This window comes from Caldanaerobacter subterraneus subsp. tengcongensis MB4 (assembly GCF_000007085.1).
GTDB lineage: Bacteria > Bacillota > Thermoanaerobacteria > Thermoanaerobacterales > Thermoanaerobacteraceae > Thermoanaerobacter > Thermoanaerobacter subterraneus.
This window is the reverse complement of the sequence record NC_003869.1, coordinates 647,363-672,419: the sequence shown is the minus strand read 5'-3', so window position 1 is coordinate 672,419 and position 25,057 is coordinate 647,363. Positions and strand designations below refer to the sequence as shown.

The window sequence follows — 25,057 nt, the reverse complement described above, 5'->3', positions numbered from 1 at the left end:
GCCTGCTGAATCTAGGGGCCGGAATGCCTGCTGGCTCAGCTCACGAGTGAGAAACTAGTACTGCACCGCAGGGGTCTCACTCTTACTTGAGTAGGCTGTATTTGAAAAGCTACAGGGGGGTGTTAAGAGTGACCCCAGACCAACCTAAATTAATTTTCGCAAAGGCACGCTCAATTATCAAGAAGTAAAAAAACTTCTTGATAATTTCCAAATCATATTATACGAGATATGGGGTTTATTCTATGTCCTTCATCAATAGGAAGATACTCAGGGTTTCCGTACACTGCTGCCGATGAAGCATATACAATCTTTTTAACACCACTTTTTCTGCAGCATTCCAGTAAATTTACTGTCCCCAGTACATTTACTTTCGCATCAAATACAGGATTATCAATTGATTTCTGTAGATCTATTTGAGCTGCCTGATGTATCACATAATCAGGTTTTTCTTTTTCAAATATTTCACATAAGTCGTCATCTGTGATGTCTTTTTTATAAAAAATGGCCTTTTTATTTATAAATTCTTCTTTTCCCGTTGAAAGATTATCCACTATTACAACTTCATATCCATTTTCAATAAACAAATCTGCTATATGTGAACCTATAAAGCCTGCACCACCTGTGACTAAAACTTTCATTATCCGTATCTCCTCACTTATTAAAATTCAAAAACTATTCTATTTCAGTAGCGGCAACTTCTTCCATTAAGGACCGCTGATAATCAGGATTATACTCTGGCACAAGGGACTTTATAAACTCTCTTATTTCATCTTCATCCATATCATCTATCTTATCTTTATATTTTTCCAATGTTAAAATTAAATCCCCATAATCGACAGAAACGGGCTTTTCAATAAAAATTTTCTCATGCTTCGTCGACACGTATTTATCATCACTTATTAATAATTCCTCAAATAATTTCTCTCCTGGTCTTAAACCAATAATCTTAATAGGTATATCTACATCAGGCTCAAAACCCGATAACCGAATTAACGTTCTTGCTAAATCTATAATTTTAACCGGTTCACCCATATCAAGTACAAATATTTCGCCGCCCTTTGCCATAGCCCCTGCTTGTATAACCAACTGAACAGCTTCTGGTATTGTCATAAAGTATCTTTTAATTTCTTCATGAGTCACCGTAACAGGTCCACCTTCTGCAATCTGCTTTTTAAAAAGAGGTATAACGCTTCCATTGCTTCCCAACACATTTCCAAATCGCACTGCAACAAACTCAGTTTTACTTTTTTTATCGTATTCTTGAATTATCATCTCACATATGCGCTTAGAAGCTCCCATCACACTCGTAGGATTGACAGCCTTATCTGTCGAAATCATTACAAAGCGATTGACATTATATAAGTCAGAAACTTTTACAAGATTCAATGTACCATATACATTGTTTTTAATAGCTTCATGAGGACTTACCTCCATTAGTGGAACATGTTTATGAGCAGCTGCGTGAAAAACAATATCAGGAGTATACTCACTAAAAATTTTATTTATCTTCTTTTCTTCTCTAATATTTGCGACTAAGCAAATTACATCAAGTTCAGGGTATTTTCTTTTTAATTCCTGTTCTACTTCATACATATTGTTTTCGTATATGTCTAGTATAATAAGGCGAGAGGGTGAAAATCGGGCTATTTGTCTGCAAAGTTCAGACCCAATGGACCCTCCTCCACCTGTAACCATAACTTTTTTACCTTTTATGTAGCTACTTATTTCCTCTAAATCAATTTTGACAGGTTCTCTACCTAACAAATCATTTATATCAACATCCCTTATGCTACTTATTGATATTGTTCCATCAACTAACTCATAAATAGCTGGCAATGTCTTAACTTTTATGCGCATTTCACTACATTTATCAATAACTTTTTTCAAAACAGTTCTAGGCGCAGAAGGGATAGCAAAAATAACTTCATCAATTTCCTTCTCCGTAATAACTTCCTGAATATCATCAATTTTCCCCACAACAGGCACATCATCAATACTTCTGTGTAATTTAGACACATCATCATCTACTATTGCTACAGGCTTAAGGCCTGTTTCTGGATGATTTTTTATCTCCCTTACAAGTATACGCCCAGCATCTCCAGCACCTACTATTAACACTTTTTTGTATTTTATATTCTTTACTTTAACTTTACTGCTATTTTCCATATAACTTCTATAAGCAATACGACTTCCACCTATTAGCAATGCACTCAAAAACCAGTATAAAGGATAAATAGAACGTGGCAAATGTATTTGTAAAAATAGTAAAACAAAAGCAGCCATAGCGCTGCCAATGGTAGTAAAAATAATTAAATCCATAATATCATGTAAACTTGCATATCTCCAGATTTTATTGTATTGTTTGAAAAAGATAAATGTTACGACAGTCACTGTAACTACTATGTAAAAGGTTTTTTTGTATAAGAGAAAATATTGGTGGGGAATATTATAGTCAAAGCGCAAATAAAAAGCTAGAAAATATGCTATATTCAATAGGATAATGTCAATAAGCAATAATAAAATTTTTCTCTTGTTTTTCCACATATAAATCTCTCCCATTTACCTACTATATATCTTTATTGCCTCTTTTAACTTATCGACTACATAATCAATTTGTTCATCTGTTATTTTATTGAAAAAAGGTAAAGCTATTGTAGATCTTGCCACTTTCTCTGTTATAGGAAAATCTCCTTCTTTATGGCCAGTTAATTCCTTTATGTAAGATTGTAAATGTACTGGCGTAAAATAAGGTCTACAACCTATACCATTGTCAATTAAATACTGCATAACCTTATCTCTGTCTATGTTTTCATCTACTCTTATCACATAGACGAACCAACTCATTTTATTTACTTCAGGAGCAATGTATGGTATTTTAACTCCCTTGACATCTTTCAATCGTTCATTATATTTTTCAGCTATTTCTAAACGCCTTTTAATTATCTCTTCTATCCTTTCTAACTGCACTATTCCAAGAGCAGCATGTAACTCACTCAAACGATAATTAAACCCCAACCTCTCATGTTCTAGCCACAATCCTGTAATGGGCCTTCCCTGACTTCTCATGCTTCTACACAATTGTGCGATTTCTTCATCATCTGTGACAATTACCCCTCCTTCAGCAGTTGTAATCTGTTTATTAGGATAAAAAGCAAAAGCACCTGCATCACACAATGTTCCCGCTTTAATACCTTTGTATTCTGAACCTAACGCCTCGCAAGAATCTTCAATAACTTTAAGTCCATATTTTTTAGCTATCTCATTTACCTTCTCCATGTCCATTGGTTGTCCAAAAACATCTACTGTTAAAATTGCTTTGGTTTTTTCTGTTATTTTTTCTTCTATTTTGTTAATATCCATGTTCAGTGTGTCTGGATCTATATCCACAAAAACAGGCTTTGCCCTTTCAAATAAAAAACAGTTTACAGATGCTATAAAAGTAAAAGGTGTAGTTATAACTTCATCTCCATCTTTTATACCCAATGCCCTTACTATTAAATGCAAGGCGCTTGTCCCACTATTCACTGCAATCGCATATTTTTTCCCTACGTAATCAGCTATCTTTCTTTCAAATTCTTCTATCTTGGGTCCAATGCTTAAAATATCCGACCTTAAAACTTCTACAACTGCGTCGATTTCTTTTTGGGTAATATCTGGTCTTGATAAAGGAACCTTCATTTATTTAGCCTCCTCATGAAATTTTATTGGTTTTGCTGGAACTCCTACTGCTGTACAATAAGGTGGTATATCATCAACAACTACCGCTCCTGCACCTATAATTACACCTTTTCCAATTTGTTTGTTTTGTATTATCGTAGCACCTGAACCTATTAAACAACCTTCATTTATTACTACATTTCCTGCAACATTTACATCCCAAAGTAGAGTAACAAAATCATCAATAAAAGTTTCATGTCCAATGCCACATTTGGGACTTATTATAACATGGTCCCCTATTTTTATATTCGTGGTTAATATGCAACCTGGATATATTATTACCCCCTTACCAAGATGATTTGTTTTTGAGATATAGACAGATGGATGAATTATGTTTACAAATTCTATATGGTCATAACGTTCTAGTTTTGTAACAATTCTTTTTCTAGATTTATAATCTGCAATTGCACATACAGCATAAATCTTCCTCTTAAGATTTAATAAATACTCAATTCCTCCTAGCACTTTTACCCCGTTTATAGTTCTATCATGCAAATCTTTATTATCGTCAATAAAGCCAACAATATTCCAAATAGGATTTATATTATTTATTTCTTCTACAATCCACGCAACCTCTTTACCTACCCCACCTGCTCCAATAATAAATAAATCTTTTAACATAAGTCATTACCCTTTCATCTCTTAATCTTTACTTCCCGTAAATTTTGGCATTGTAGCATAACCTTCAGCAGAAAGACCTTCCCTTTTTATTACTTTTATAAGTGTTAAGAATAATATTTTAAAATCCAGCCATAAACTCCAATTATCTACATACCATACATCAAGTTTAAATTTCTCTTCCCAAGAAAGACTATTGCGTCCATTTACTTGTGCCCAACCAGTTATACCTGGCTTTACATCATGACGTCTCATTTGTTCTTCTGTATAATAATTCAAATATTCCATAAGTAAGGGTCTTGGCCCCACTAAGCTCATATCTCCTTTTAAAACATTAAATAATTCCGGTAACTCGTCAAGACTTGTACTTCTAAGGAATTTACCCATTTTAGTCAGGCGTTTTTCATCTGGTAAAAGATTACCATATTCATCTTTTTCATTAGTCATTGTCCTAAATTTATATATTGTAAAAGGCTTTCCTTTAAACCCCGCTCTTGTCTGTTTATATATAACAGGCGGTCCCATAGCAACAAAAACAATTAGCGATATGATGACTAAAAAAGGAGACAAAATAATTAACAAAAAAAGTGATACAAAAATGTCAATTAATCTTTTTATAATTAATTTCAAGAAAAATTCCCCCCTTTTTCTAAAAATCGCGAAAGGAATCGCCAAGCAATTCCAATAGACATCAAAATTCTTGAGGAACAATCACTTTCGTCCGAAAGGCCGGGGTGAGAACCCTTGGTGGCGAGAATTTTAAAAAGAGCACGCACTAACTCTGCCTCCTCCTTAGTTAAAAACCCTATTGTTTCTAAAAATTGGCGCCGCGCTCCTCCAGGAACTAACTCTTCTTTAGGAAAATTCGGCATAGCCTCTGCTATGTTATCGAATATCGCCTGAAGAAAAGAACGAATAGACGCATTAGCTGCCGCCCACCGCTCTTCAGCATAATTTTCTCGAGCATCTTGGAGATGTTGTAAAGGGACGAACCAACCTAAATCAAGTAATTTTTGTTCAAGTCTATCTCGTATGTGGATAGTTTCTGTGGGTGCAGGCAAAGCCTTAATTATCTTTCCATTTTCAATTTGATACCCATCTAGTGCTAAACACTCTTCTAATTTTCTTATTTTCTCCATTACCAGACTCGAAACCGGTGCTCTCTCTTCTATTTGCTTAATTGTTTTAACCGTTTCTATAACAATATCATCCCAAATCTTGTCTTTGTTTTCAGTGTTATTAAGTTGATTAAGATAAGCAATAACTTCTTGAATTCGTTTTAACTTCCCTGTACCTTGGGGTAAACGACGATAAATATCAAGTAGTCCAAACCTAGAAAGAAAATTTTGCAACTCTCCGTCTGAAAAAAGTTCAGATAAAATCTCTCCACAAATAGCCATTGTCCTATCAGAAAACTTTCTTGCCATAAAACTTTCCTCCTTCCTTAACGGAAGTGGTGGTAAAACTATCTCAGCAATCATTTAAAATTCTATTCTTATCTTTCCAAGCAATATATTGAATGAGAATACTCGGGAAATACATACGATCTGCATATTTATCATGCAAATAAGATTTAATCCGTTTATGGATAAATTTATCTATCTCATCAAGACTTAGATTAAGCCAATTCCCTTCAATTTCCTTTGCCTTTTCTGTAACTAATACTTTAGCTATAGTCCAAGAAGATTCTTTTACATACTTTTGTTTTAGCAAATTTTCATGAATACGATGAACATCTTTATGAGAAAAAATTCCAAAACGATAAAGTGCAGTTTTAACTCTCTCAGGAGAAAAAGATTTTTCTATTTTATTCTTCTTCAATTCTCTTCCCGATTTTACTTCTATAATCAAAGCTAAATTATCTCTATCAATATCAAATCCCCATGTGGAAAATTTTTCTTTATCCCAGTCTTTATTTTGTCCTCCAACTTTTTCGTAAACATAAGGAAACCTAATTGCCAATAAATCACAATCTGCTGTACCTCTTTGCTCTCCTTGTCCAATGTTATGCAATACATAGTTTTGTAATAAGAAAAATCCATTTAAGCGAAAATACCAATACGTCAATTCTTCAGCAAAATTATTCATTTACTTCACCTCAAAAAATCTTACTAGTTACAAATACAGACTATATATCTCATCCATTTCGTTTAAAACTTTTTCAATAGCATAATCTTGTATAATTTTTCTACCCTCTTCTCCCATTTTGGCTTTCAAGCTTTCATCTTCGACTAACTTTTTAATTGTCTTAGTTGCCTCTATATCATTAACAGTAAACTAGCCATTAACATTTTAAGTAAAAGTCATAACTCTAACTCTTTGATTAATTTTTCGGTTAATTTTTTTATATCGTAATGTTGCTCTACATATTTTCTCCCATTTAAACCCATTTGGTTTCTCTCTTTTTCTGATAAATTTTTTATTTTTAATATCCCCTCCGCAAGTAATTTGGGATTTTCTGGAGGAACAATTATACCAGCATTTGCTTCTTCTATTATCTCCTTTGAAGCACTTACGTTGGAAATTATAGGTCTACCACTTGCAAGGTAATCAAATATCTTGTTTGGACTTATCCCATATTTAAATACATCCATATGTTTTAGAGAATGTAACAACAAATCAGCTTTTCTCAACACTGTTGGTATAAATTTCTTTGAAATAGGTGATAAAAAAACAATATTAGTTAATTTCTTTTTGTTTGCCATTTCAATTAAACTCTCTTTCCCTACCCCATCTCCTATTAAAATAAACTGGATATCTTCATAATCTCTCAATAATTCCGCTGTTTCTATCACAACTTCAAGACCATTAGCAGGTCCATGAGCTCCTGCATATACCACTTTAAATTTGTCTTTATATTTTTTGAATACTTCAAAAACCTCAAGGTTTTCATCAATTGAGATATCCGTTTCAAACCTCTCTATATTTACACCGTTCGGTATCCATACTATTTTTTGTTCCGGCATCCCTCTTTTGGCTATATAGCTTTTTGCATCAGGTAATAATACTATAATTTTTTCTGCTCTTTCATACATAAATTTCTCCCATATATATAACAACTTAGCAAGGATCGAATTTTCTTTAATTGCTCCCATATCTATTGCTGTCTGAGGCCATAAATCTCTGACTTCAAAAATAAACCTCGCTTTATATTTCCTAGACAACCACCATCCTGCAAGAGGAGCAAAAAAATGCATAGAAGATCCTATTATGATATCAGGCTTTTCAAATTTTTTAGCGACTTTAATAACTCTAAAAGCATAAGAAATCATATTTACTACTCTTCGCCAATCATTTTTTGTATACGGAAAAGTGTTAAGCCATACAAATCTTACTCCATCAAAAACTTCTTCTCTAACCGATTCTTTCGCAGAAACTTTTAGGTGTTTTTTTGTAACATGGTCAAATCCCGAAGCGAATATTGTTACAGTAAATCCCTTTTTAACCAATTCTTTGCCAAAATCATAATGTCGTGTTCCACCTGCCATGTCAGGACTAATTGCGTAATGATTTAATATCCAAATATTTTTACCACTCAAAGATTATCACCTTACCTCATTATGTTAAATCTTACCTTACAACAGATATTTTCTTAACACCTTAACTATTTTTTCTGCCGCCTTCCCATCTCCATAAGGCTCTGCATCTAAACCATGTGGAGCATTCAAAACTTTTCTTATACTTTCTTCAATAAATTTTTCACAATCTGGAGGTACAAGATAATTCCATCCCAAATCCACAAGTTCTACCCATTCTGTTTCTTCTCTTAATGTAACACATAGTACCTTATAAAAAAATGCTTCTTTTTGCACTCCTCCAGAATCAGTAATTATGAGCTTTGCATTTTTTTCTAATTTAACCATATCAAGATACCCAACTGGCTCTATTATTTTCAGTTTTTCCGATACTTTCTCATAGAGTCCCTCTCTTAATAATGCAGCTTTTGTACGTGGATGAAGTGGCATAACAATCGTGATATCCTTCCCTATTTTACAAAGCGCATTAAAAATTGTTTTCAATCTTTCAGGAATGTCAGTATTATAAGCCCTATGGATTGTAGAAAGGATGTATTCCTTGGGTTTTAAATCCAAAGTTTCTAATATTTTGCTCTGCTGTCCTGCTTTTTCTCCGTAAAATATAGCAGCATCAAACATCACATCTCCAACATAATATATCCTATCTTCAGCTATCCCTTCATTAATTAAATTATTTACTGCCACTTTTGTAGGAGCAAAAAGTAAATCAGATACATGATCTGCAACTATACGGTTAATTTCTTCTGGCATTTTTCGATTAAAAGAGCGAAGCCCAGCCTCTACATGAGCAACAGGAATCTGGAGCTTCGATGCAGCGAGTGTTCCTGCAAGTGTAGAATTTGTATCACCATAAATTAATACTACATCAGGCTTTTCTTTTATTAAAACATCTTCAATTTTTTCAAGCATATGAGCTGTTTGTACTCCATGACTACCTGATCCTATACCAAGATAGTAATCAGGCTGAGGAATTTCAAGTTCTTTGAAGAATATATCACTCATATTATCATCATAATGCTGTCCTGTATGTACAATAATTTCTTTCATATCATTGAAATCTTTTAGCTTTCTCGAGACTGTAGCAGCCTTAATAAATTGCGGCCTAGTACCGATAATAGTTACTATTTTCATAATTCCTTACTCCCTCAAAATCCATTTTAATTATTACCCATCAAATATAGTAACTCTTCTACAATTTTCGATAAATTAAATTCTTTTTCTATTTTCTCAAAACCTTTTTCACCTAACTCTTCCCTCAGTTTTTCATCGTTAATTAATTTCATAATAGCTTTTGCCAATTCATCTGAGTTTTTTTGTTCAACTATAATTCCTGCTCCACCTTCTAATAACTCAGGTATACCACCTGTATTAGTAGAAATAACCGGTATTTTATGGGCCATTGCTTCCATAAGAGAAACAGGAATACCTTCCTTTTCACCATCGTCTGTCACAATACTCGGCAATATGACACAATCAATCTTTCCACTCCTATATAGTTCTATAAGTTCATCATGTGGTAGTTGCCCCTTGAAAAAAATTCTATCTTCTAAATTTAGTTGGGTAACTGTTAGTTTTAATTCATCTTCTAAAAGTCCTTTCCCAAAAAAATAACAATAAACATTGCAATTTTGAGTTTCTATCACCTTTTTAATAGCTTGAATTAAATAGATATGTCCCTTTTTAACTACAAAATTAGCAGGTACCGCTATTAAAAGAGCTCGATTCGCTTTTTTGAGATCTAATTTTTTAAAATTAACATCCACCTTAACCCCAACATGCAAAATATACAATTTATCTCTATATTCCTTGACATATGATAGTATTTCATCATACCCATTTTTATCAATAACTCTTATAAAATTAGAACTTCTAGCTTTTTCTCTTAGCATATTATTTTCTGCGATGTCCCAACGATGCGCTGTAAAACTCCATGGTATACCTGTTAATTCTGATGCAATATAAGCTAAAGTTGAAGGAGTTGAAGCCCAATGAGCGTGAATATGATTTATTTTTCTTTTTTTTAAAATCTCGCTAACAACTAAACCTTTTGGTATAATGAGTAGATTCTTCAATATTTTTCCAAGACTACCTGAATGTCTTAATATCTTAAAAATTATCTCAACAACCCTTAAAGGATGTTTTATAAAAATTAAAAAGCTCTTTAATATTAAGTTTAAACTTAAAAGAGGAATATGCATTGTAAATTTAGCTACCTCTTTTGGTTCATCTCCTAATGCAATTTCTTTCTCGGGTCGAACTGGTATTACAACAACATCATGACCTTTTTTTATAACTTCTAAAATCTCTGGAAGTATAAATTGTTCACCTTTCCCATAAGGTGTCTGCGACGTGATATATGCTATCTTCATCCCTTTCATATCAACTCTCCTCTACTTAATTAATACAACCTCTCCGGGTTCCTTTATTTTTTGATATGCCTTTACAATAAAAGCCCTAGTTCTTTTAAATTTGTTTGATAAATATGATTCCCATTTCTCTTTTACTGTTTTAAACTCAATCGTATTAAAAAGCTCATATAAAACTTCAAGCAAAGCTATATGCAACTTATGATAAAATGGACTCGCAAGATTACCACACTGATCGTAATAACTCCAATATCCTGTGTCATATTTGTACAACTCATCTTTCAAGGTATCCAACGTTCTTTGCAACGCTTCCTTGTATCTACCATCAGAAGTCGCCTTGAATATATCGTATAAGCCAAAAACGGCAAATATCCAGCCATTTAATATCAATACAGGCTTTGATTCGACCACTTCTTCCAAAAATAACTTATCATTAACGTATCTCGCAGTGCCACCTTTTTCCACAGGAAGCAACATTAAATCTATCGCTTTTTTAGCTCTATCCACAAATTCTTCATCGCCACTTTCCTGAAAAGCTCTTATCAATAGAGATGCTCCTTCTCCTTGAGTCATTGCTGAATATTTGTAAAATTTTTTACTTCCAATCCTTTCAAATACATCCCATCCTCCCAATTCATCTTGCTCATTCACAACCCAATTAACTGATTTCCAAAACTGCTCAAAATATATATCTTGCTTCGTTAGCAAATACAAATCGTAATTGCCCAAACCATATTGAATTACAGTAGTAGGAAAATAAATCTTTTCCCCATCCATTTTGACATTCATAGGTAAACCTCTTTTATCAGTTTCACCATGCCAATTAACTTTTAAAGTTAAATCATTATAATACCCTTTTATCCCTTCTTTAGAGTAAATTTTTCCAATTCCCTGGTTAACATGTAAAGCACTTTTCCCTAGAAGTATTCTTAAGTATTTTGATAATATCCTTACATACCTCATAATAAAGAAGCTCCCTTTTTCAACTTAAATTGCAATAAACTTTCATACAATTTTTCATACTTTTTTACCATTACACTAATATCAAACTCTTTCTCAGCAACTTCCTTAGCCTTTTCTCCTAACTTCTGACATAAATCTTTGTTCTCAATTAACATCAGCATTGCTTTAGAAAAAGCGTTTACATTCTTTGGGGGAACAAGAATTCCTGTAATATTATTCTGTATTAACTCTGGAACTCCTCCTACTGACGTTGCTATCACCGGTTTTCCAGCAGCCATTGCTTCCATAACACTTAGTGGATTGCCTTCCCAATCTGAAGATAAAACAAACACATCAGAAGCATTTAAAATATCTGGAATATCCGTCCTTATCCCAAGGAAATAAACTTTTTCTTCAAGTCTATGCAATTTAGTTATCTCTTCAAGCCTTTCACGCTCTTCTCCATCTCCTACAATAATTAGCTTGGAATTATCATGTCTCGCAGGACCTTTTGCAAATGCTTCTATAAGTAACGCTTGATTCTTTTGCGGCGCTAATCTTGCTATATTCACAAACAAAAAATCTTCCTTTTGAAAGCCTTCTTTTTCTCTCCACTCTTCCCGGTTTATATTAGCCTTTTGATAATATTCAACAGGTATACCATTTAAAATTAATGGAATGTTTTTAACCCCATAAACAGAAGTCAAACTTTCACTAACTAATCTTGATATGGAAATTGGGATCACCCCAAAAGAAAAAGCAATTTTATGAACCAATTTGCCAACTTTGTCAACTTCCTTTTCAGCAATATTATGAACAGTATGAACTTTTACAGGTACCTTATGAAGCAACAGAGAAGGCAATGCATATCTAAGAACATACCGGTGGGTATGAACAATATGAGGTTTAAAAGATTTTATTATTTTATCAATTCTAAAAAACATCCTTGGATCAAATCCTTTTTTCTTCCCCAGGTAATAAACTGGTATATTTTCATTTTCTAATATTTTCTCTAGTTCCGTATTTAACGAATCGAACATACTAATAGCTCTTACTTCGTACTTTTCTTTATCTAAATATTTCATTAGATTTACTGTTAAGCGTTCTGCTCCACCATAACCAAAATTAGGTATTATTTGAAGTACCTTAATTCTATTCATAATTACCTCCTCTACATTTTTAAAAGGAATATTTTTTGAAGTTTAATAACAAATACAACATCAAAAAAACTATAGTGGGAAAAATAAGATAAACTCCATCCCAAAGAAGAATTGCTGGGTCTGCGTATAGTACTACCATCGTTGAAAAATATAATATCCAAGCTATTTTTAAAGATCTTAGCACAGGATTAGAAACATTGCTGAATATTCTTTCAAATAACGCTAAAAGCATACCTAAACAAAACATTATAAAAACTACTCCAAAGATATTTGCTGAAAAATAACCTGCCCCTAGGATATCTACAGGAATTCCACCTTTCTCTGTTCCCAAAATAATTAATGTATTCTCTTGAGATAGAGTTAAAGGAAAGTCTATATTAATGTCTAAAATTTTCGATATTAATCCCAACGGAATTCTTAAAATTCCTAGAGGAAAATCTAAAAAATAGCGATAAGAAGTTTTTATAGGCACATTACAAAGTATATTGATTAAAGAAAGGTATGGAAAAGAAAATTCAGCAAAAAAATTAGAGAAAATATCTTGCAAACTATTGTATATAGGCTTTCCAAATCTTATTCCAAACCAATATTTCCCATATAAAATTATTGACAAGCTTACTCCTAGAGAGAGGACAAGAAACAAAATTCTAAATATACGTTTTTCTAACGTAGAGTACAAAGTTAAAAAAACAACAAGTAAATAATTAATTAGATGTAATCTTCCAGCTTTTAGAATTAATACAAGTAAAGAAAGAATACCAGAAATTCCAAAACCAAGAAAATATAAAAAACGCTTCTTAAATGAAGAAAATTTATTCAAACTAAGTCCTAATAGGACATATGAAGAAAAAGTAACGATCAAAGAGAAAGTAAGAAAAGTGAAAGATGTTTCTTCCACTCCCTTTACTTTAATTCCACTTCTTAGTAAACCTGAATACATAATTAGGTCAAAAAGAGGTGCTGATCTTTTGTATATATATAATCCCAAAGAAAAAAAACCCAAAAAAAGTACAATAATGCTTAAAAGTAACCAATAAGAATCACTGATTTTATTTAACTTAAAATTAATACTACAACCAATATTCCTAAATATTGAAAGCCCTAAATAGTAGCCTACTACTGTACAAAAAAAACCTATAACAGATATCACCGAAGCAAGAAAACTCCAATAAGCGTCTTTATAGTTTATATTAAAAATCCACATTGAAGATGGAGGAAGAGAATCAACTTTAAAGTCAAACAGTATTATGTAACTAGGTGCGAGGAAATATATAATAAAATAAACAATATTAAATCCCCTAAGGAAATCAATAAATTTTATTTTTCTCCATCTCCATATTTCAAAAAAAACAATCATTAATCCTAAAATTAGAACCACTATCAAAGTAAACATTATTACTATAAACCCTCCAAATACTAACTCTTATCTACCAATGAAGGTGGTTAAAATTTTTTATTCTCATTTTTTTATATCATTTTATAGCTTTCTCATAAACTTCTATGAACTTGCGTGCATGAACAATATAAGAATGATTCTTTTCTATATACTTCCTTGCTTCTTGTCTAATAGAATCTAATTTGTAAAAATCTTCTTTTATCTTTTCTATAATATAAGCAATAGCTTCTTCTGATTTTTGCTCAACAAAAAAGCCGTTTACACCATGTTTTATAATTTCTTTCATCCCCCCAATAGGAGTACAAACTACAATCTTACCACAAGACATACCTTCAAGCATCGAAAGTGATGTAGCTTCCTCTACACCATCAGATGTTATAGAAGGTATAAGAACAACATCACATGCTTTGTAATATTTTACAATTTCGTCATGCGGAATACCCTCTAGAACTTTAACATTCTTATTTTTGTGAGTGATATTTAGAATTTCTTCTTTCAATGGTCCTATACCTGCAAAAATAAACTTGATATCCTTCTCCTTTAAGATATTTGCAGCCTTGGCAGCATAAATAACCCCATTTTTCTTTACATATCTTCGCGGTATAAAAACAACAAAATCTTCTTCTCCCCATCCTAATTCTTCTCTAATTTGCTTTTTTTCTAATTCACTGATTGGTTTAAAAATATCTATATCAACTGCATTGAAAATGACGTCAACCTTTTCTTTAGGAAAAGAAAATTCACTTACTACATATTCTTTAATTCTGCTATCCACAGTAATTATTCTCTGAGCTTTATCTATTGCCCTCTTCTCAAGATCTCTCCCAAATCTCTCGAAATCTGGAATATCTTCTTTTGAAAAGCCTCCATAATTTATAGCTTCTCTTGTATAATATCCATGCAGTGTTAAAACTATTTTTTTACTATTACAGAATGCCCCTGAAATAACATCATGAGCATTCACTACCTGAAATATTTCGAAATGTTGCTTTTTAAAAAATTTTTCTATTAGTTTTGTTCGAGTAATTACTCTATCTTTATAACTCATAAATTTATAAAAAGGATATCTAAAAACCAATTTTGCCTTTTCAAAACTAGAAAAAGTATAATATTTAGTAACAACATTAACGTTATTTAATCTTAATCCCTTTTCTAAAAGTAAAAGATGTATTTGCAACCCTCCTAAATTTGTAATATAAGGATTATAAGATGAAATTAGAGCAACATCCTGAATACGGTTATCTCTCATTTACTTTACCAACCTTTCTTTAAAATTAGTTTAGCTAAATAATTAACTACCGAAAACTCAAATATTTTTTATATAACTCAACTTTTATGTTCCATACAACTTTAACCACGTTATACTAATTTTGTTAAGGAAGAGCTAGATAACTTCCTACTTTTTTTATTTCTTAACCCGCCCTGGATTCCCTACCACAATCTTACCATCTTCTACATCTTTAGTCACAACTGAACCAGCTCCAACAAAGGCATCTTCACCTATTACTTTTCCGGGTAAAATTGTAGCATTGACTCCAATTCTACTTTTTCTTTTAGCAGTTACTCCTTTCATCTTGCTAAATCTGTCTGGATCTCTTCCAGCCGAGTTATCATTTGAGGTTGCTACGCAAGGAGCAATAAAAACTTCATCTTCTAACTCTGAATAAGCCGTGATATAGGCATTTGTCTCGATTTTGCATCTACTTCCTATTTTGCAGTAATTTTCTATTGCTACACCTCTTCCTACAATAGTCATATCACCTATCACTACATCTTCTCTAACAGTTGCTAAATCAGCAATTAAACATTTTTTACCTATTTCACAGCCAGCATATATCACGGCAGAAGTACCTATTATGCAGTCATCTCCTATTTTACAAGGAGGTTTTTCTTGTTTATCTTTAAAGATGCTAGTTGCAGCTCTCATTGGTTGTTTGCCAATTACTACATTATCGTCAATCCTCACATTGTTACCTATGATACTTCCTTTATATATAGTGACATTATTTCCTATAACGCAGTTATCTCCTATTACCACATTATCTTCAATAACTGTAAAATAGCCTATTTTTACATTTTGCCCTATTTTGGCTTTCTCAGATATGTAATTCATTTTCATCATTCCTTCATATCAAGTGTTGAAAAATCTTTTAAAGGAAATTCTACTGGTAAACCTGTTTTTCTTGATTTGTAAATTGCCAATACTATCTCAACAGCTTTTTTACCATCTTCGCCTGTTATGTAAGGGTCTCTATCGTTTAGTACTGCATCAATAAAATCTCTATATAAAGGAGTATGACCATAACCATATACTGTATCGGGGTCTTCATAGTTAGCTTCTTTTTTTACTTCTTCTTCATCATCTAATCCATCCGCAAATTTCCAGTCAATTATTTTGTTAATAGCAACTCCACCAATTCTCACTGTACCTTTTTCTCCAAATATGCTCAAGGTTTCTTCAAGATTTTTAGGATAAACACAAGCACTTCCTTCTATAATTCCTATAGCACCATTTTTAAATCGCAGTACTGCTGCTCCCATGTCTTCTCCTTCAATATTTCTTAAAAATGTGTCTGCTTCAGCATAGAGTCTTTCAACAGGTCCCATCATCCACTGGAGAAGGTCAATATTGTGTATGCCCTGATTCATTAAAGTACCGCCATCTTGTTCCCATGTACCTCTCCAGGAAGCTTGTCTATAATAATCGTCATTTCTGTTCCACCTTATACTGGCAACTCCATGAACCAATTTGCCAAAACGATTTTCTTCTACAGCTTTTCTCAATTTTTGAACAGTTGAATTAAATCTATTTTGATGGCATACAGTTAGTTTTCTGTTATACTTTTTAGCAGTTTCAATCATTTCATCTGCATCTTTGATAGATAGAGCCATTGGCTTTTCAACAATTACATGTTTACCTGATTTTAAGGCATTTATAGTTATTTCAGCATGTGTACCTGAATATGTAGCAATACTCACTATATCTATATCGTCCCTTTTTAACAGTTCTTGATAATCCCGATATACTTCTATGTTATTTATCTTTACATTCTTTTCATCCAATAGCTCTCTATATCTTTTTTTCAATAACTCAGCCTTTTCAATTTCCAAATCACACAGTGCAACTAATTCTGCATTATCATGATTATTCACTAAAGCTTCAATATGTTTAAAAGAAATCCTGCCACAACCAATTAATCCAAATCTTAATTTTTTATCCATTTTATCACCTACAGCACTTCTATTTTTTCTCTTGATTCTTTTAAATTTTTTGTAGCATTTCTCGTATCAAATACAAATTTTGCTGTCTTAACTATATGCTCATAATCGTACTTTGTGTGGTCTGTTGTAATTACAACAAGGTCAGAGGAACTTAGTAAATCATCAGTTAGGTTCTCTGAATGATACAATTTGCCATTGTGTTTAAACTCAGGTACATGAGGATCGTTATATTTTACTACTGCTCCTTCTTTTTCCAATATTGAGATTATCTTTAGGGCTGGTGATTCTCTTATGTCATCTATATCTTTTTTATAGGCTACTCCTAAAAGGAGTATAGTTGAACCATTGATTGGCTTTTTGAATCTATTTAAAATCCTTGAAATGCGTTCTACCACAAATTCTGGCATGTAATTATTTATTTCACCTGAGGTTTCAATAAGCCTTGTATGATAGTCATATTCTCTTGCTTTCCAAGCAAGATAAAAAGGATCTATAGGGATGCAATGGCCACCAAGTCCTGGCCCGGGATAAAAAGCCATAAAGCCATAGGGCTTTGTTTTAGCTGCCTCAATTACTTCCCATACATCTATACCCATGCGATAACATATAATAGCCATTTCATTAGCTAATGCTATATTGATATTTCTAAAAGTGTTTTCGTAAATTTTTTCCATCTCTGCTACTTTGGGACTTGATACTTCAAACACTTCACTTTCAAGGACATTTCTATAAAGAGCAGCAGCAATTTTAGTACACTGTTTTGTGACGCCGCCTACCACTTTAGGAGTATTTTTTGTCTTATACTCCTTGTTACCGGGGTCTACTCTTTCAGGAGAATAGGCTAAAAAAAAGTCCTCTCCGCATATCAAGCCAGTCTCGTCTAAAATAGGTTTTACAACTTCTTCAGTGGTACCAGGATATGTAGTGCTTTCAAGTACGACCAACATGCCTTTATGTAAATATTTCGCTATTTCTTTGGTAGAGTTAATTATATAGGATAAATCAGGCTGTTTATTTTTATCAAGAGGAGTAGGAACACATATTGCAACTGCATCCACATCTTTTAAAAAAGCATAATCATTTGTGGCTTTTAATCTTCCCTGCTCAACTACTTCTTTTAAGTCTCCATCTAGGATATCACCAATGTAATTTATACCGTTGTTTACTTTTTCCACCTTGTGCTTTTGAATATCAAATCCTATTACTTTATATCCTGCTTTAGCTTTTTCCACTGCAAGAGGCAATCCTACATAGCCCAATCCTATTACCCCTATTACTGCCTTTTTGCTCTCTATTTTGTCCAAAAGTTCATAGTATGTACTGTTAAACTCTTTTTCCCTCTCCACAATCTCAATCTCCTTCGTTTACAATTTTGTGCAGTACCTTACTGATATAGCTAATCTCTTCATCAGTAATTTCAGGATACATCGGTATAGCAAAAATTTTTCTACATACTTCTTCAGCAACTGGCAAGTCGCCTTCTTTGTAGCCTAAATTAGCATACGCCTTTTGAAGATGTAATGGCACAGGATAGTATATCCCTGTTGCAATGCCATTTTCTTTTAATTTTTCCATTAAAAATTCTCTTTTTTCACTTTGTATGCAGTACAAATGATATATGTGTTTAACTTCTGGTAATTTATATGGACTTTTTATAACATCTGATAAATCTTTTAATAGTTCGTTATATTTATTAGCTGCACTAATCCTTTGACTATTCCACACATCAAGATATTTTAATTTTACTCTTAAAATTGCAGCCTGCAATTCATCGAGTCTACTGTTATATCCAATTTCTTCATTATAATATTTCTTTTTACTGCCATGTTTTCTGAGTATGTCTACTTTTTCAGCTATCTCTGGATTATTAGTTACCACCATTCCTCCATCGCCATAACCGCCTAAGTTTTTTGTGGGAAAGAATGAGAAGCAGGCGACATCTCCAAAAGTACCTACTTTTTGGCCTTTATACTCTGATCCTATTGCTTGACATGCATCCTCGATTACGTATAAATTGTGTTTCTTGGCAATTTCCATGATTTTGTCCATATCACAGGGTTGTCCAAAAATATGTACTGGTATAATAGCTTTTGTTTTTTTAGTAATTTTTTCTTCTATCAAATCCGGATTTATATTGTACGTATCTGGGTCTATGTCGACAAAAACTGGTGTAGCACCTACCTGAGAAACTGCTTCTGCTGTTGCAAAAAAGGTAAAAGGAGTTGTTATAACTTCATCTCCTGGTCCTATATTGAGAGCTCTTAATGAAAGCACCAAAGCATCAGTCCCATTTGCTACACCTATTGCGTATCTTATACCCAAATATTCTGCTATTTCTTTTTCAAAAGCTTTTACTTCTGGACCTAGGATATATTGTCCATTTTCTAAAACTTTTTCTATTGCCTTATTTATTTCGTCCCTTAAATTTTTATACTGGCGTTTTAAATTAATTAATTCTATCTCCATATTTAAAACCCTCTCTAGAAATTTTGATTTCCATAAAAATAAAAAATCCCCCGTCCACCCAATTATACGAAATTATGATTTCGTACAATTAGCTTTTTTCTTTCCTTAGGTGAAAAAATAGTTCAAACTTATTTCAATTTATATATTTTTTCAACTCCTCTAATTTTTCCATTTTTAAAATGTCTTTTGCTAACTGGAGCAAAGTCTTGCCATCTAGTTTTGCAATGCCTTCTATATATTCTATAGGAATATCTCTAAATTTTTCTCTGAGCTGTTCAAATACTACCATGCGTATTCCTTCTATTTTCCCTTCTATTTTCCCTATTTTTAGGCCTTCTAGTTTTCCTTTTTTCAATCCCTCTTGTAATGCTTCTCTTCTCGTTTTCCTAAATTCTTCTCTCAAGCTTCGCTCAAGATTAGAAATCATCTCCTTCACCCCCTCACTTTGCATCAAAATCTCTTTTACCTCTTTTTCCTTATCTTTTGGCAGAAACCTCGATACAACTGAGAAAAGCCAATTTCTAAGTATTATGAATTCTTCCTCAGCTATGTTCTTTAAGGTATCCGCTACTTTTCTCAATTTTTCAATTAATTCTTCTTTATCTATTCGTCCATCAAGTAAGAATATACTACTTATCAAATTAGATAACTGCAAAAGCTCTTCTTCATCATATTCTATTTACATCAATTAATATATACCTGAAATCTATTAAGTTCTCTCCAAATAATTGATATGAGTCTACTATTTCTTTGAAGTTCAAAGAAGCAGTCCATCTGTTGACTCCATTATAAAGCACAATAGGAATAACTACAGGCAATTTGAAATCTTTCCTTTTTTGCTCTTCTATTGGAATATCTCCTAAGATTTCTCTCCAAACTTCAACTATGTACAGAAGCAGCCTGTAAGGCATTTGAAAGTCAATTTTTTACTGAAATTCCATCAATACGTAGAAAAAACATCTTTATCTTTCAATTTTGCCCGATAGATAAGATCTGCTTCTTTATTTTTAAAGTCCTGCAGTATAAAAGATTTGTTTATACGGATCAAGCTAGATTCATCTATTTCATTTACCCAGTCCTTTTTGACAAAACTTCTTAAAAGCTCAATAAAGACTTTTTTGTGAGAAAGCAAGTATTTATAACCTTTATCGTGAGGAGCATCAGAAGATCTTCATTATATCTTTCACTTATATTATATCATTTTAAGAAAAAAGGTAATAACCTTCCTTTGGAGATTAGGTGTTTTTGAAAAACACCCTCCCCTTCCCTGTATTTCTATTACCACCAGCGGAATCTACGGGCGCCGAAACAGCCGCATAAACCCTGCTGGATCATGTCAGAAAAATGGATAACCAATCCAATTAATATATATTCGACAAAAAATATGATTTTCCTTCTTAAGCTAGAAAATTTTATTAAAATACCTCAGCTCAAATTTATAAGCTGGTTAGCCACTTTTTTTAGATTATCTGCTGTATGCTCTAATTCCATAATCTCACTTACAATCTGCTGAGTAGAACCTGCTTGAAGCTCTGCGATTTGTGTCGTTTTGCTTATTTCATTGACAATTGCTTCTACAGAATTTTCTATATTTTTCAATATATTTCCAATCTGTTCTACAGCCTGTGCGCTCTCTTCTGCCAATTTTCTAACTTCTTCAGCTACAACAGCAAAGCCTCGTCCGTGCTCTCCTGCCCGAGCTGCTTCAATTGCCGCATTTAAACCTAGAAGTTTTGTTTGACTGGCTACTCTTTTTATAAACGAAAGCACTTCTCCTATGTTTTGAGTGTAATTTCTGGCGTTATTCGCTGAATCGTTTAGATTTGCGCTCATTAAAGCCAGTTCCTCTGCTCCTTCTGCTACATTCTGGGCTGCTCCTTTTATCTCTTTCACCGCATTGCCAAGTTTCTCGGCTTCTTTTGCTAATTCTTGAGCTTGCATATAAAGTTTTTTGGTCATTTCTTCTTTTGACTGAACAACGTTCATCATTAATTTTGCTGCATTGGCATCAATTACTACTGTGTTTTCACTCTTGTGTGTATACAGTATTTCCTGTACTTTAGGATTGCCCGTTACTTCAATCACCAAATCTAGTTGTGGCATTTTTAATAAATCCACGCAATTGGTGAAAGTCCTTATGCCCTTTTCTCTTGCCAACTTCATCCCAGGTGCATTTTCGTCTATGTCCACAACACCCGCAACAAAAACTTCTGGCAATCCGTAAATCGCTTTTAAAATGGCTGTGCCGCCCTTACCAGCACCTACAATCCCTATATTCATGAACGTTTACCTCCGCTTTCTTTTTGTTGAACCCATGATAATATTCGACATAAAACAACATTTTCCTTCTGAATTGAAAAATAAAATTATGCTTATAAATAAAAAAGACGCACTTTATAGTGCATCTTAGGCCCTACAGGTTTACCACTAATTTTTTTAGTAATTGTATGTCCAGTTCTGCTTCCTCTGACTTTTGCTTTAACTCGGTTATAGTTTTATCATAACTTTCTAACTTTTTATCCAATTTTATCTTTATTTCTGTAATAGCTTCCGAATTTGAAGCAGTTTGTTCAAATGTAGCTTTAACCAGATTTTCTACGCTTTCAAGTCTTATTTCTACATTTTCAACTCTTTTTTCTACATCTTGAAGTCTTTTTTCTACACCTTCAACTTTCTTTTCCAGATTTCCAAAGCTTCTTTCTACATTTTCAAATCTCTTTTCTACATCCTCAAACCTTTCCTCAAATCCATCTAATCTTTTCTCTATTTTTTCTAATCTCTTCTCAAAGGCACTAAATCTCTCTTCAAATTCATCCAGTCTTCTTTCAAAGTTGTCAAACCTCTTTTCAAAACTATTGAACTTCTCCACAATAAAATTCATGAATTCTTCGTTTGTCATTTTCATGCCCCCATACAAAAACTTTTTACTAGCTTTATCATACCATTCTTACCACAGGTAATCAATGTTAAACTAAAACAAAAGGGATACAGCTTACTGTATCCCCTGAAGAGCTTTTTTGGATTCTTCAATTATCTGTTTTGTCGCCTCAGTCATGGGCTTTGGCTCAAGTGATCTAGCATTTACTTTTTCATACATTTTCTCTACATCTACAGCTTTTTGCAAGTACTCTTTCGCTTTTTGTTTATCCCCTTTGTTAAGGTAATACATGCCTACTTTGTTGTAAGCGTCAGCCAGCTGTTGATAATTTTCTGGCCTGAAAGGCTGTACCTCTACTGCTTTTTCTACGTACTTAAGCCCCAGGTCAATCTGCCCATGAGCAAGGTAAAAAGCTCCAAGCTGGGCGTTTAACCTTGAGTTGAAAGGCTCAAGCTTAACTGCTTTTTCTTCTTCAAACATGGCTTTCTGAAGCCTTACAGGGTCCTGCCACTTGTCACCAAGAGCCGCAAGAATCTGCCCGTAAGTCATTCTGTACTGGGCATTAAATGGATCGTAAGCAACTGCCTTTTCATAGGCTGCTTCTGCAGAATTTAAATCCTGAGATTTTAAGAAATTATCGCCTTTGACTGCATAGCCCAAAGCTACAGACATAGAGGTAGACATATAAAGAACCACAAAAGTTACTAAAACTGCTGCATAGTTAAGATAGACCTTTCTACTTTTTACTTTTAATATCTCTCTATCCAGAGAATTTATCACTCCAATTAACGCCCAGAGGGCTATTGACACAGCCGAAAGTGAAAAGTCAAAGTCCATGGCAGCATGAGCGTAGAGACTGACTATAGCAGTTATTACACCTGCTATAAGGACTTTGTACTTATCTTCTCCATACCCTCTGTACACCCTTGCCATACTCCTTATAAGAGTAACGAGCAAGAAAAGCAGTGCAATAAATCCAACTATGCCTGTATCAAGCAATACCTGCATGAAGTAATTGTGTGTCTGTGTTGTCCAGTAAAGGTAGGACTGGTACTTAAAGTATAAAGCAGCCCATGCACCTCCACCTGCTCCAAATATGGGATAGTCCTTAAATATTTTTAAGCCGTCTATGTAAAACTGCATTCTCTGAGAGCTGCTGCGGCTTGTGAGGTTTATATCCTGCACACGGGATGCAATGTCTTCCGGCAGGTATTTGTATTTTAACATCACGGTTTGCACGTCTTTTGGGTCGTTTTTGGGATACACTTTTGCTTCTGTAAAAGTCGCAGAAGTGTCTTTAAAATTGTTCATAAACACAATGGCTATGCTTTTTGTGTCTTTAAGGGTTGTAAATTCTAAAGTCTTTTCCCCTATAAAGTCTCCTTTTTCGTAAACTTCAGCAATTTTTGTCGACTGGTCATTTTCATTTCTGCTGTTTATCACTATCCCGTAAGCCCAATCTTTATTTTCGGGATTTTTGGCTATTACATCATACTTTAGTACATAAACTCTATCAGGGTCAACATTCACAAAACGCGTAACTGCCTTCATTCCATCAGGTTCATCCGCTGTGTGCTTCAAAGTAAGCGGCACCTGTGTGGTAAAAACTATGTAACCTCCAATAGCTACTAAAACTATCAGCACAGAAGCTATAGCTAGAGCAATTTTTGCGCTTATTTTATTTACAAAGCCCATGACAAAGCTTATAGCATAAGTAATTACAAGAGAAGATAAGAATCCTATTAAATACCACTTTACAAGCCTCATTGCATCGCCACTTGCAACAGCTGAATTAAATTTCGCTATTGGGAGTGCTGAAGCAATTATTACCCCTATAAAATACATGAAGGGCTCTACCCTTTTCCCTTTTGGCATTAAAGCCATCAATAAAAGGCCTAAAAAGGGAAGCATAAGCCATGCTCCGCGAGAAAGTGTAAACACATAAGCGTAGAATTGAGTGTAGGCAATGGCGCCGTACAGAGCTTTTAGGTATCTATTATCAGTATAGGATATTAATGCCAAGTTTACAAGAAAAAATGCCATCAAAAAGGAAGCTGCGGTGTTGGGGTACTGGAAAGTGGAGTTTATCCTTCCACCTACCCAAGAACCATTGTAATGAATTAAATTTACAGAAGAACCAAGTCCTATGACCGCCACAAAAAAGGAGCTCAAAACTAGAACATTTAATAGCATAAAGATTTTTTTATTATCCTTTACTAGTTTACTTACCATAAAGTAAATGAAAAGATAATCACAGTATCTCAAAACCTCTCCAATGCTTGCTCTTACATTTACAGCGAAAAAAGTGGAAATCACATAGGCTCCAACAAGAGAAAGTGCAGCGTAATCCAGTGTAGTAGCTATGATGGGCTCTTTTACTGCAATCTTATACACAGCCCACAGTATAAACACGACAGAGGTTATAGCGATTGTCGGAAACATCTCTTTCTCAAAGAACATGCCTCTGAAAAAAGGCGGATAAAATACCAGTATTAAAAGTATTATGTAAAAAACAATGTCAAGTTTTCCGCTAATTTTTGGCATTTGTCCTGTCTTTGATTTTGTTTTACTTTTCTTTGCAACAGGTTTTTGCGCCATTTCCAATCCCCTTTTCTATAGCAATCTAATTACAGTATATACTTATTCGACAAAAATTTCACTTCTCCTTCTTTTCTAAAAAGGATAAACCAAAATTTCTCCTAAATCACACATTAAGGCTTCGAGAATATAATAAAGTGAAAACTGAAAAGGGGGAT

The 25,057-nt window shown here is 33.4% G+C and carries 22 protein-coding genes and 2 pseudogenes; all 24 read right to left on the bottom strand.

What is annotated here, in order from left to right; translation table 11 throughout:
* Positions 1-224: 224 nt before the first annotated feature.
* Positions 225-638, bottom strand: a pseudogene (locus TTE_RS03215) (NAD-dependent epimerase/dehydratase family protein); the annotation flags it as partial.
* Positions 639-672: 34 nt separating this feature from the next.
* Positions 673-2,544 (bottom strand): polysaccharide biosynthesis protein, encoded by a 1,872-nt coding sequence (locus tag TTE_RS03210; protein WP_011025076.1) that lies wholly within the window; start codon positions 2,542-2,544, stop codon positions 673-675.
* 15 nt (positions 2,545-2,559) lie between these two features.
* Entirely contained in the window at positions 2,560-3,678 is a 1,119-nt protein-coding gene (locus tag TTE_RS03205) for a DegT/DnrJ/EryC1/StrS family aminotransferase (protein ID WP_011025075.1), read from the bottom strand.
* Complete coding sequence (locus tag TTE_RS03200; protein ID WP_011025074.1) at positions 3,679-4,338, bottom strand: acetyltransferase; 660 nt, start codon at positions 4,336-4,338, stop codon at positions 3,679-3,681.
* Positions 4,339-4,359: 21 nt separating this feature from the next.
* On the bottom strand, positions 4,360-4,965 hold the full coding sequence (locus TTE_RS03195; RefSeq protein WP_011025073.1) for a sugar transferase: 606 nt from the start codon (positions 4,963-4,965) through the stop codon (positions 4,360-4,362).
* On the bottom strand, positions 4,962-5,762 hold the full coding sequence (locus TTE_RS03190) for a hypothetical protein (RefSeq protein ID WP_011025072.1): 801 nt from the start codon (positions 5,760-5,762) through the stop codon (positions 4,962-4,964). Before TTE_RS03190 ends, TTE_RS03195 begins: the two co-directional genes overlap by 4 nt.
* Positions 5,763-5,805: 43 nt before the next feature.
* Positions 5,806-6,423, bottom strand: coding sequence for a hypothetical protein (locus TTE_RS03185; protein WP_011025071.1), 618 nt, complete (start codon positions 6,421-6,423; stop codon positions 5,806-5,808).
* A gap of 215 nt (positions 6,424-6,638) precedes the next feature.
* Positions 6,639-7,874: a glycosyltransferase family 4 protein gene (locus tag TTE_RS03180; protein WP_011025070.1), complete on the bottom strand. Its 1,236-nt coding sequence runs from the start codon at positions 7,872-7,874 to the stop codon at positions 6,639-6,641.
* Between the two features lie 36 nt (positions 7,875-7,910).
* Complete coding sequence (gene wecB / locus TTE_RS03175) at positions 7,911-9,002, bottom strand: non-hydrolyzing UDP-N-acetylglucosamine 2-epimerase (RefSeq protein ID WP_011025069.1); 1,092 nt, start codon at positions 9,000-9,002, stop codon at positions 7,911-7,913.
* A gap of 26 nt (positions 9,003-9,028) precedes the next feature.
* Positions 9,029-10,249 (bottom strand): glycosyltransferase, encoded by a 1,221-nt coding sequence (locus TTE_RS03170; protein WP_011025068.1) that lies wholly within the window; start codon positions 10,247-10,249, stop codon positions 9,029-9,031.
* A gap of 12 nt (positions 10,250-10,261) precedes the next feature.
* The gene (locus TTE_RS03165; RefSeq protein ID WP_011025067.1) at positions 10,262-11,200 is read right to left on the bottom strand and encodes a D-glucuronyl C5-epimerase family protein; all 939 of its coding nucleotides are present in this window, start codon (positions 11,198-11,200) and stop codon (positions 10,262-10,264) included.
* Positions 11,197-12,339 carry a glycosyltransferase gene (locus TTE_RS03160; RefSeq protein WP_011025066.1) on the bottom strand — a complete coding sequence of 381 codons (1,143 nt, stop codon included), beginning with the start codon at positions 12,337-12,339 and terminating at the stop codon, positions 11,197-11,199. Before TTE_RS03160 ends, TTE_RS03165 begins: the two co-directional genes overlap by 4 nt.
* Positions 12,340-12,358: 19 nt before the next feature.
* Positions 12,359-13,732 carry an O-antigen polymerase gene (locus tag TTE_RS03155; protein ID WP_011025065.1) on the bottom strand — a complete coding sequence of 458 codons (1,374 nt, stop codon included), beginning with the start codon at positions 13,730-13,732 and terminating at the stop codon, positions 12,359-12,361.
* 79 nt (positions 13,733-13,811) lie between these two features.
* On the bottom strand, positions 13,812-14,912 hold the full coding sequence (locus TTE_RS03150) for a glycosyltransferase family 4 protein (RefSeq protein ID WP_235619557.1): 1,101 nt from the start codon (positions 14,910-14,912) through the stop codon (positions 13,812-13,814).
* 228 nt (positions 14,913-15,140) lie between these two features.
* A complete protein-coding gene (locus TTE_RS03145) occupies positions 15,141-15,848 on the bottom strand; it encodes an N-acetyltransferase (RefSeq protein ID WP_011025063.1) in 708 nt (235 codons plus the stop codon).
* A 5-nt stretch (positions 15,849-15,853) separates the two neighbouring features.
* A complete protein-coding gene (locus TTE_RS03140) occupies positions 15,854-16,957 on the bottom strand; it encodes a Gfo/Idh/MocA family protein (protein WP_011025062.1) in 1,104 nt (367 codons plus the stop codon).
* An 8-nt stretch (positions 16,958-16,965) separates the two neighbouring features.
* On the bottom strand, positions 16,966-18,303 hold the full coding sequence (locus TTE_RS03135) for a nucleotide sugar dehydrogenase (protein ID WP_011025061.1): 1,338 nt from the start codon (positions 18,301-18,303) through the stop codon (positions 16,966-16,968).
* Between the two features lie 4 nt (positions 18,304-18,307).
* A complete protein-coding gene (locus tag TTE_RS03130) occupies positions 18,308-19,423 on the bottom strand; it encodes a DegT/DnrJ/EryC1/StrS family aminotransferase (protein WP_011025060.1) in 1,116 nt (371 codons plus the stop codon).
* Between the two features lie 133 nt (positions 19,424-19,556).
* Entirely contained in the window at positions 19,557-20,078 is a 522-nt protein-coding gene (locus tag TTE_RS14150) for a DUF4351 domain-containing protein (RefSeq protein WP_011025059.1), read from the bottom strand.
* Between the two features lie 13 nt (positions 20,079-20,091).
* Positions 20,092-20,334, bottom strand: coding sequence for an Rpn family recombination-promoting nuclease/putative transposase (locus TTE_RS14455; protein WP_011025058.1), 243 nt, complete (start codon positions 20,332-20,334; stop codon positions 20,092-20,094).
* A 29-nt stretch (positions 20,335-20,363) separates the two neighbouring features.
* Positions 20,364-20,567: pseudogene (locus tag TTE_RS14450) on the bottom strand (flagellar biosynthesis/type III secretory pathway protein); the annotation flags it as partial.
* Between the two features lie 281 nt (positions 20,568-20,848).
* Entirely contained in the window at positions 20,849-21,703 is an 855-nt protein-coding gene (locus TTE_RS03120) for a methyl-accepting chemotaxis protein (protein ID WP_011025056.1), read from the bottom strand.
* Between the two features lie 133 nt (positions 21,704-21,836).
* On the bottom strand, positions 21,837-22,322 hold the full coding sequence (locus TTE_RS13285) for a hypothetical protein (RefSeq protein ID WP_011025055.1): 486 nt from the start codon (positions 22,320-22,322) through the stop codon (positions 21,837-21,839).
* A 93-nt stretch (positions 22,323-22,415) separates the two neighbouring features.
* The gene (locus tag TTE_RS03110; RefSeq protein WP_011025054.1) at positions 22,416-24,899 is read right to left on the bottom strand and encodes an O-antigen ligase family protein; all 2,484 of its coding nucleotides are present in this window, start codon (positions 24,897-24,899) and stop codon (positions 22,416-22,418) included.
* Positions 24,900-25,057 lie beyond the last annotated feature (158 nt).

Excerpts from the sequence above, each read along its gene's own strand:
- TTE_RS03120 (WP_011025056.1), bottom strand. The coding sequence starts at position 21,703 with ATGAATATAGGGATTGTAGGTGCTGGTAAGGGCGGCACAGCCATTTTA.
- TTE_RS03110 (WP_011025054.1), bottom strand. The coding sequence starts at position 24,899 with ATGGCGCAAAAACCTGTTGCAAAGAAAAGTAAAACAAAATCAAAGACA.
- TTE_RS13285 (WP_011025055.1), bottom strand. The coding sequence starts at position 22,322 with ATGACAAACGAAGAATTCATGAATTTTATTGTGGAGAAGTTCAATAGT.
- TTE_RS03190 (WP_011025072.1), bottom strand. The coding sequence starts at position 5,762 with ATGGCAAGAAAGTTTTCTGATAGGACAATGGCTATTTGTGGAGAGATT.
- wecB (WP_011025069.1), bottom strand. The coding sequence starts at position 9,002 with ATGAAAATAGTAACTATTATCGGTACTAGGCCGCAATTTATTAAGGCT.
- TTE_RS03200 (WP_011025074.1), bottom strand. The coding sequence starts at position 4,338 with ATGTTAAAAGATTTATTTATTATTGGAGCAGGTGGGGTAGGTAAAGAG.
- TTE_RS03210 (WP_011025076.1), bottom strand. The coding sequence starts at position 2,544 with ATGTGGAAAAACAAGAGAAAAATTTTATTATTGCTTATTGACATTATC.
- TTE_RS03155 (WP_011025065.1), bottom strand. The coding sequence starts at position 13,732 with ATGTTTACTTTGATAGTGGTTCTAATTTTAGGATTAATGATTGTTTTT.
- TTE_RS03140 (WP_011025062.1), bottom strand. The coding sequence starts at position 16,957 with ATGGATAAAAAATTAAGATTTGGATTAATTGGTTGTGGCAGGATTTCT.
- TTE_RS03130 (WP_011025060.1), bottom strand. The coding sequence starts at position 19,423 with ATGGAGATAGAATTAATTAATTTAAAACGCCAGTATAAAAATTTAAGG.
- TTE_RS03170 (WP_011025068.1), bottom strand. The coding sequence starts at position 10,249 with ATGAAAGGGATGAAGATAGCATATATCACGTCGCAGACACCTTATGGG.
- TTE_RS03205 (WP_011025075.1), bottom strand. The coding sequence starts at position 3,678 with ATGAAGGTTCCTTTATCAAGACCAGATATTACCCAAAAAGAAATCGAC.
- TTE_RS03185 (WP_011025071.1), bottom strand. The coding sequence starts at position 6,423 with ATGAATAATTTTGCTGAAGAATTGACGTATTGGTATTTTCGCTTAAAT.
- TTE_RS03145 (WP_011025063.1), bottom strand. The coding sequence starts at position 15,848 with ATGAATTACATATCTGAGAAAGCCAAAATAGGGCAAAATGTAAAAATA.
- TTE_RS14455 (WP_011025058.1), bottom strand. The coding sequence starts at position 20,334 with ATGCCTTACAGGCTGCTTCTGTACATAGTTGAAGTTTGGAGAGAAATC.
- TTE_RS03160 (WP_011025066.1), bottom strand. The coding sequence starts at position 12,339 with ATGAATAGAATTAAGGTACTTCAAATAATACCTAATTTTGGTTATGGT.
- TTE_RS03165 (WP_011025067.1), bottom strand. The coding sequence starts at position 11,200 with ATGAGGTATGTAAGGATATTATCAAAATACTTAAGAATACTTCTAGGG.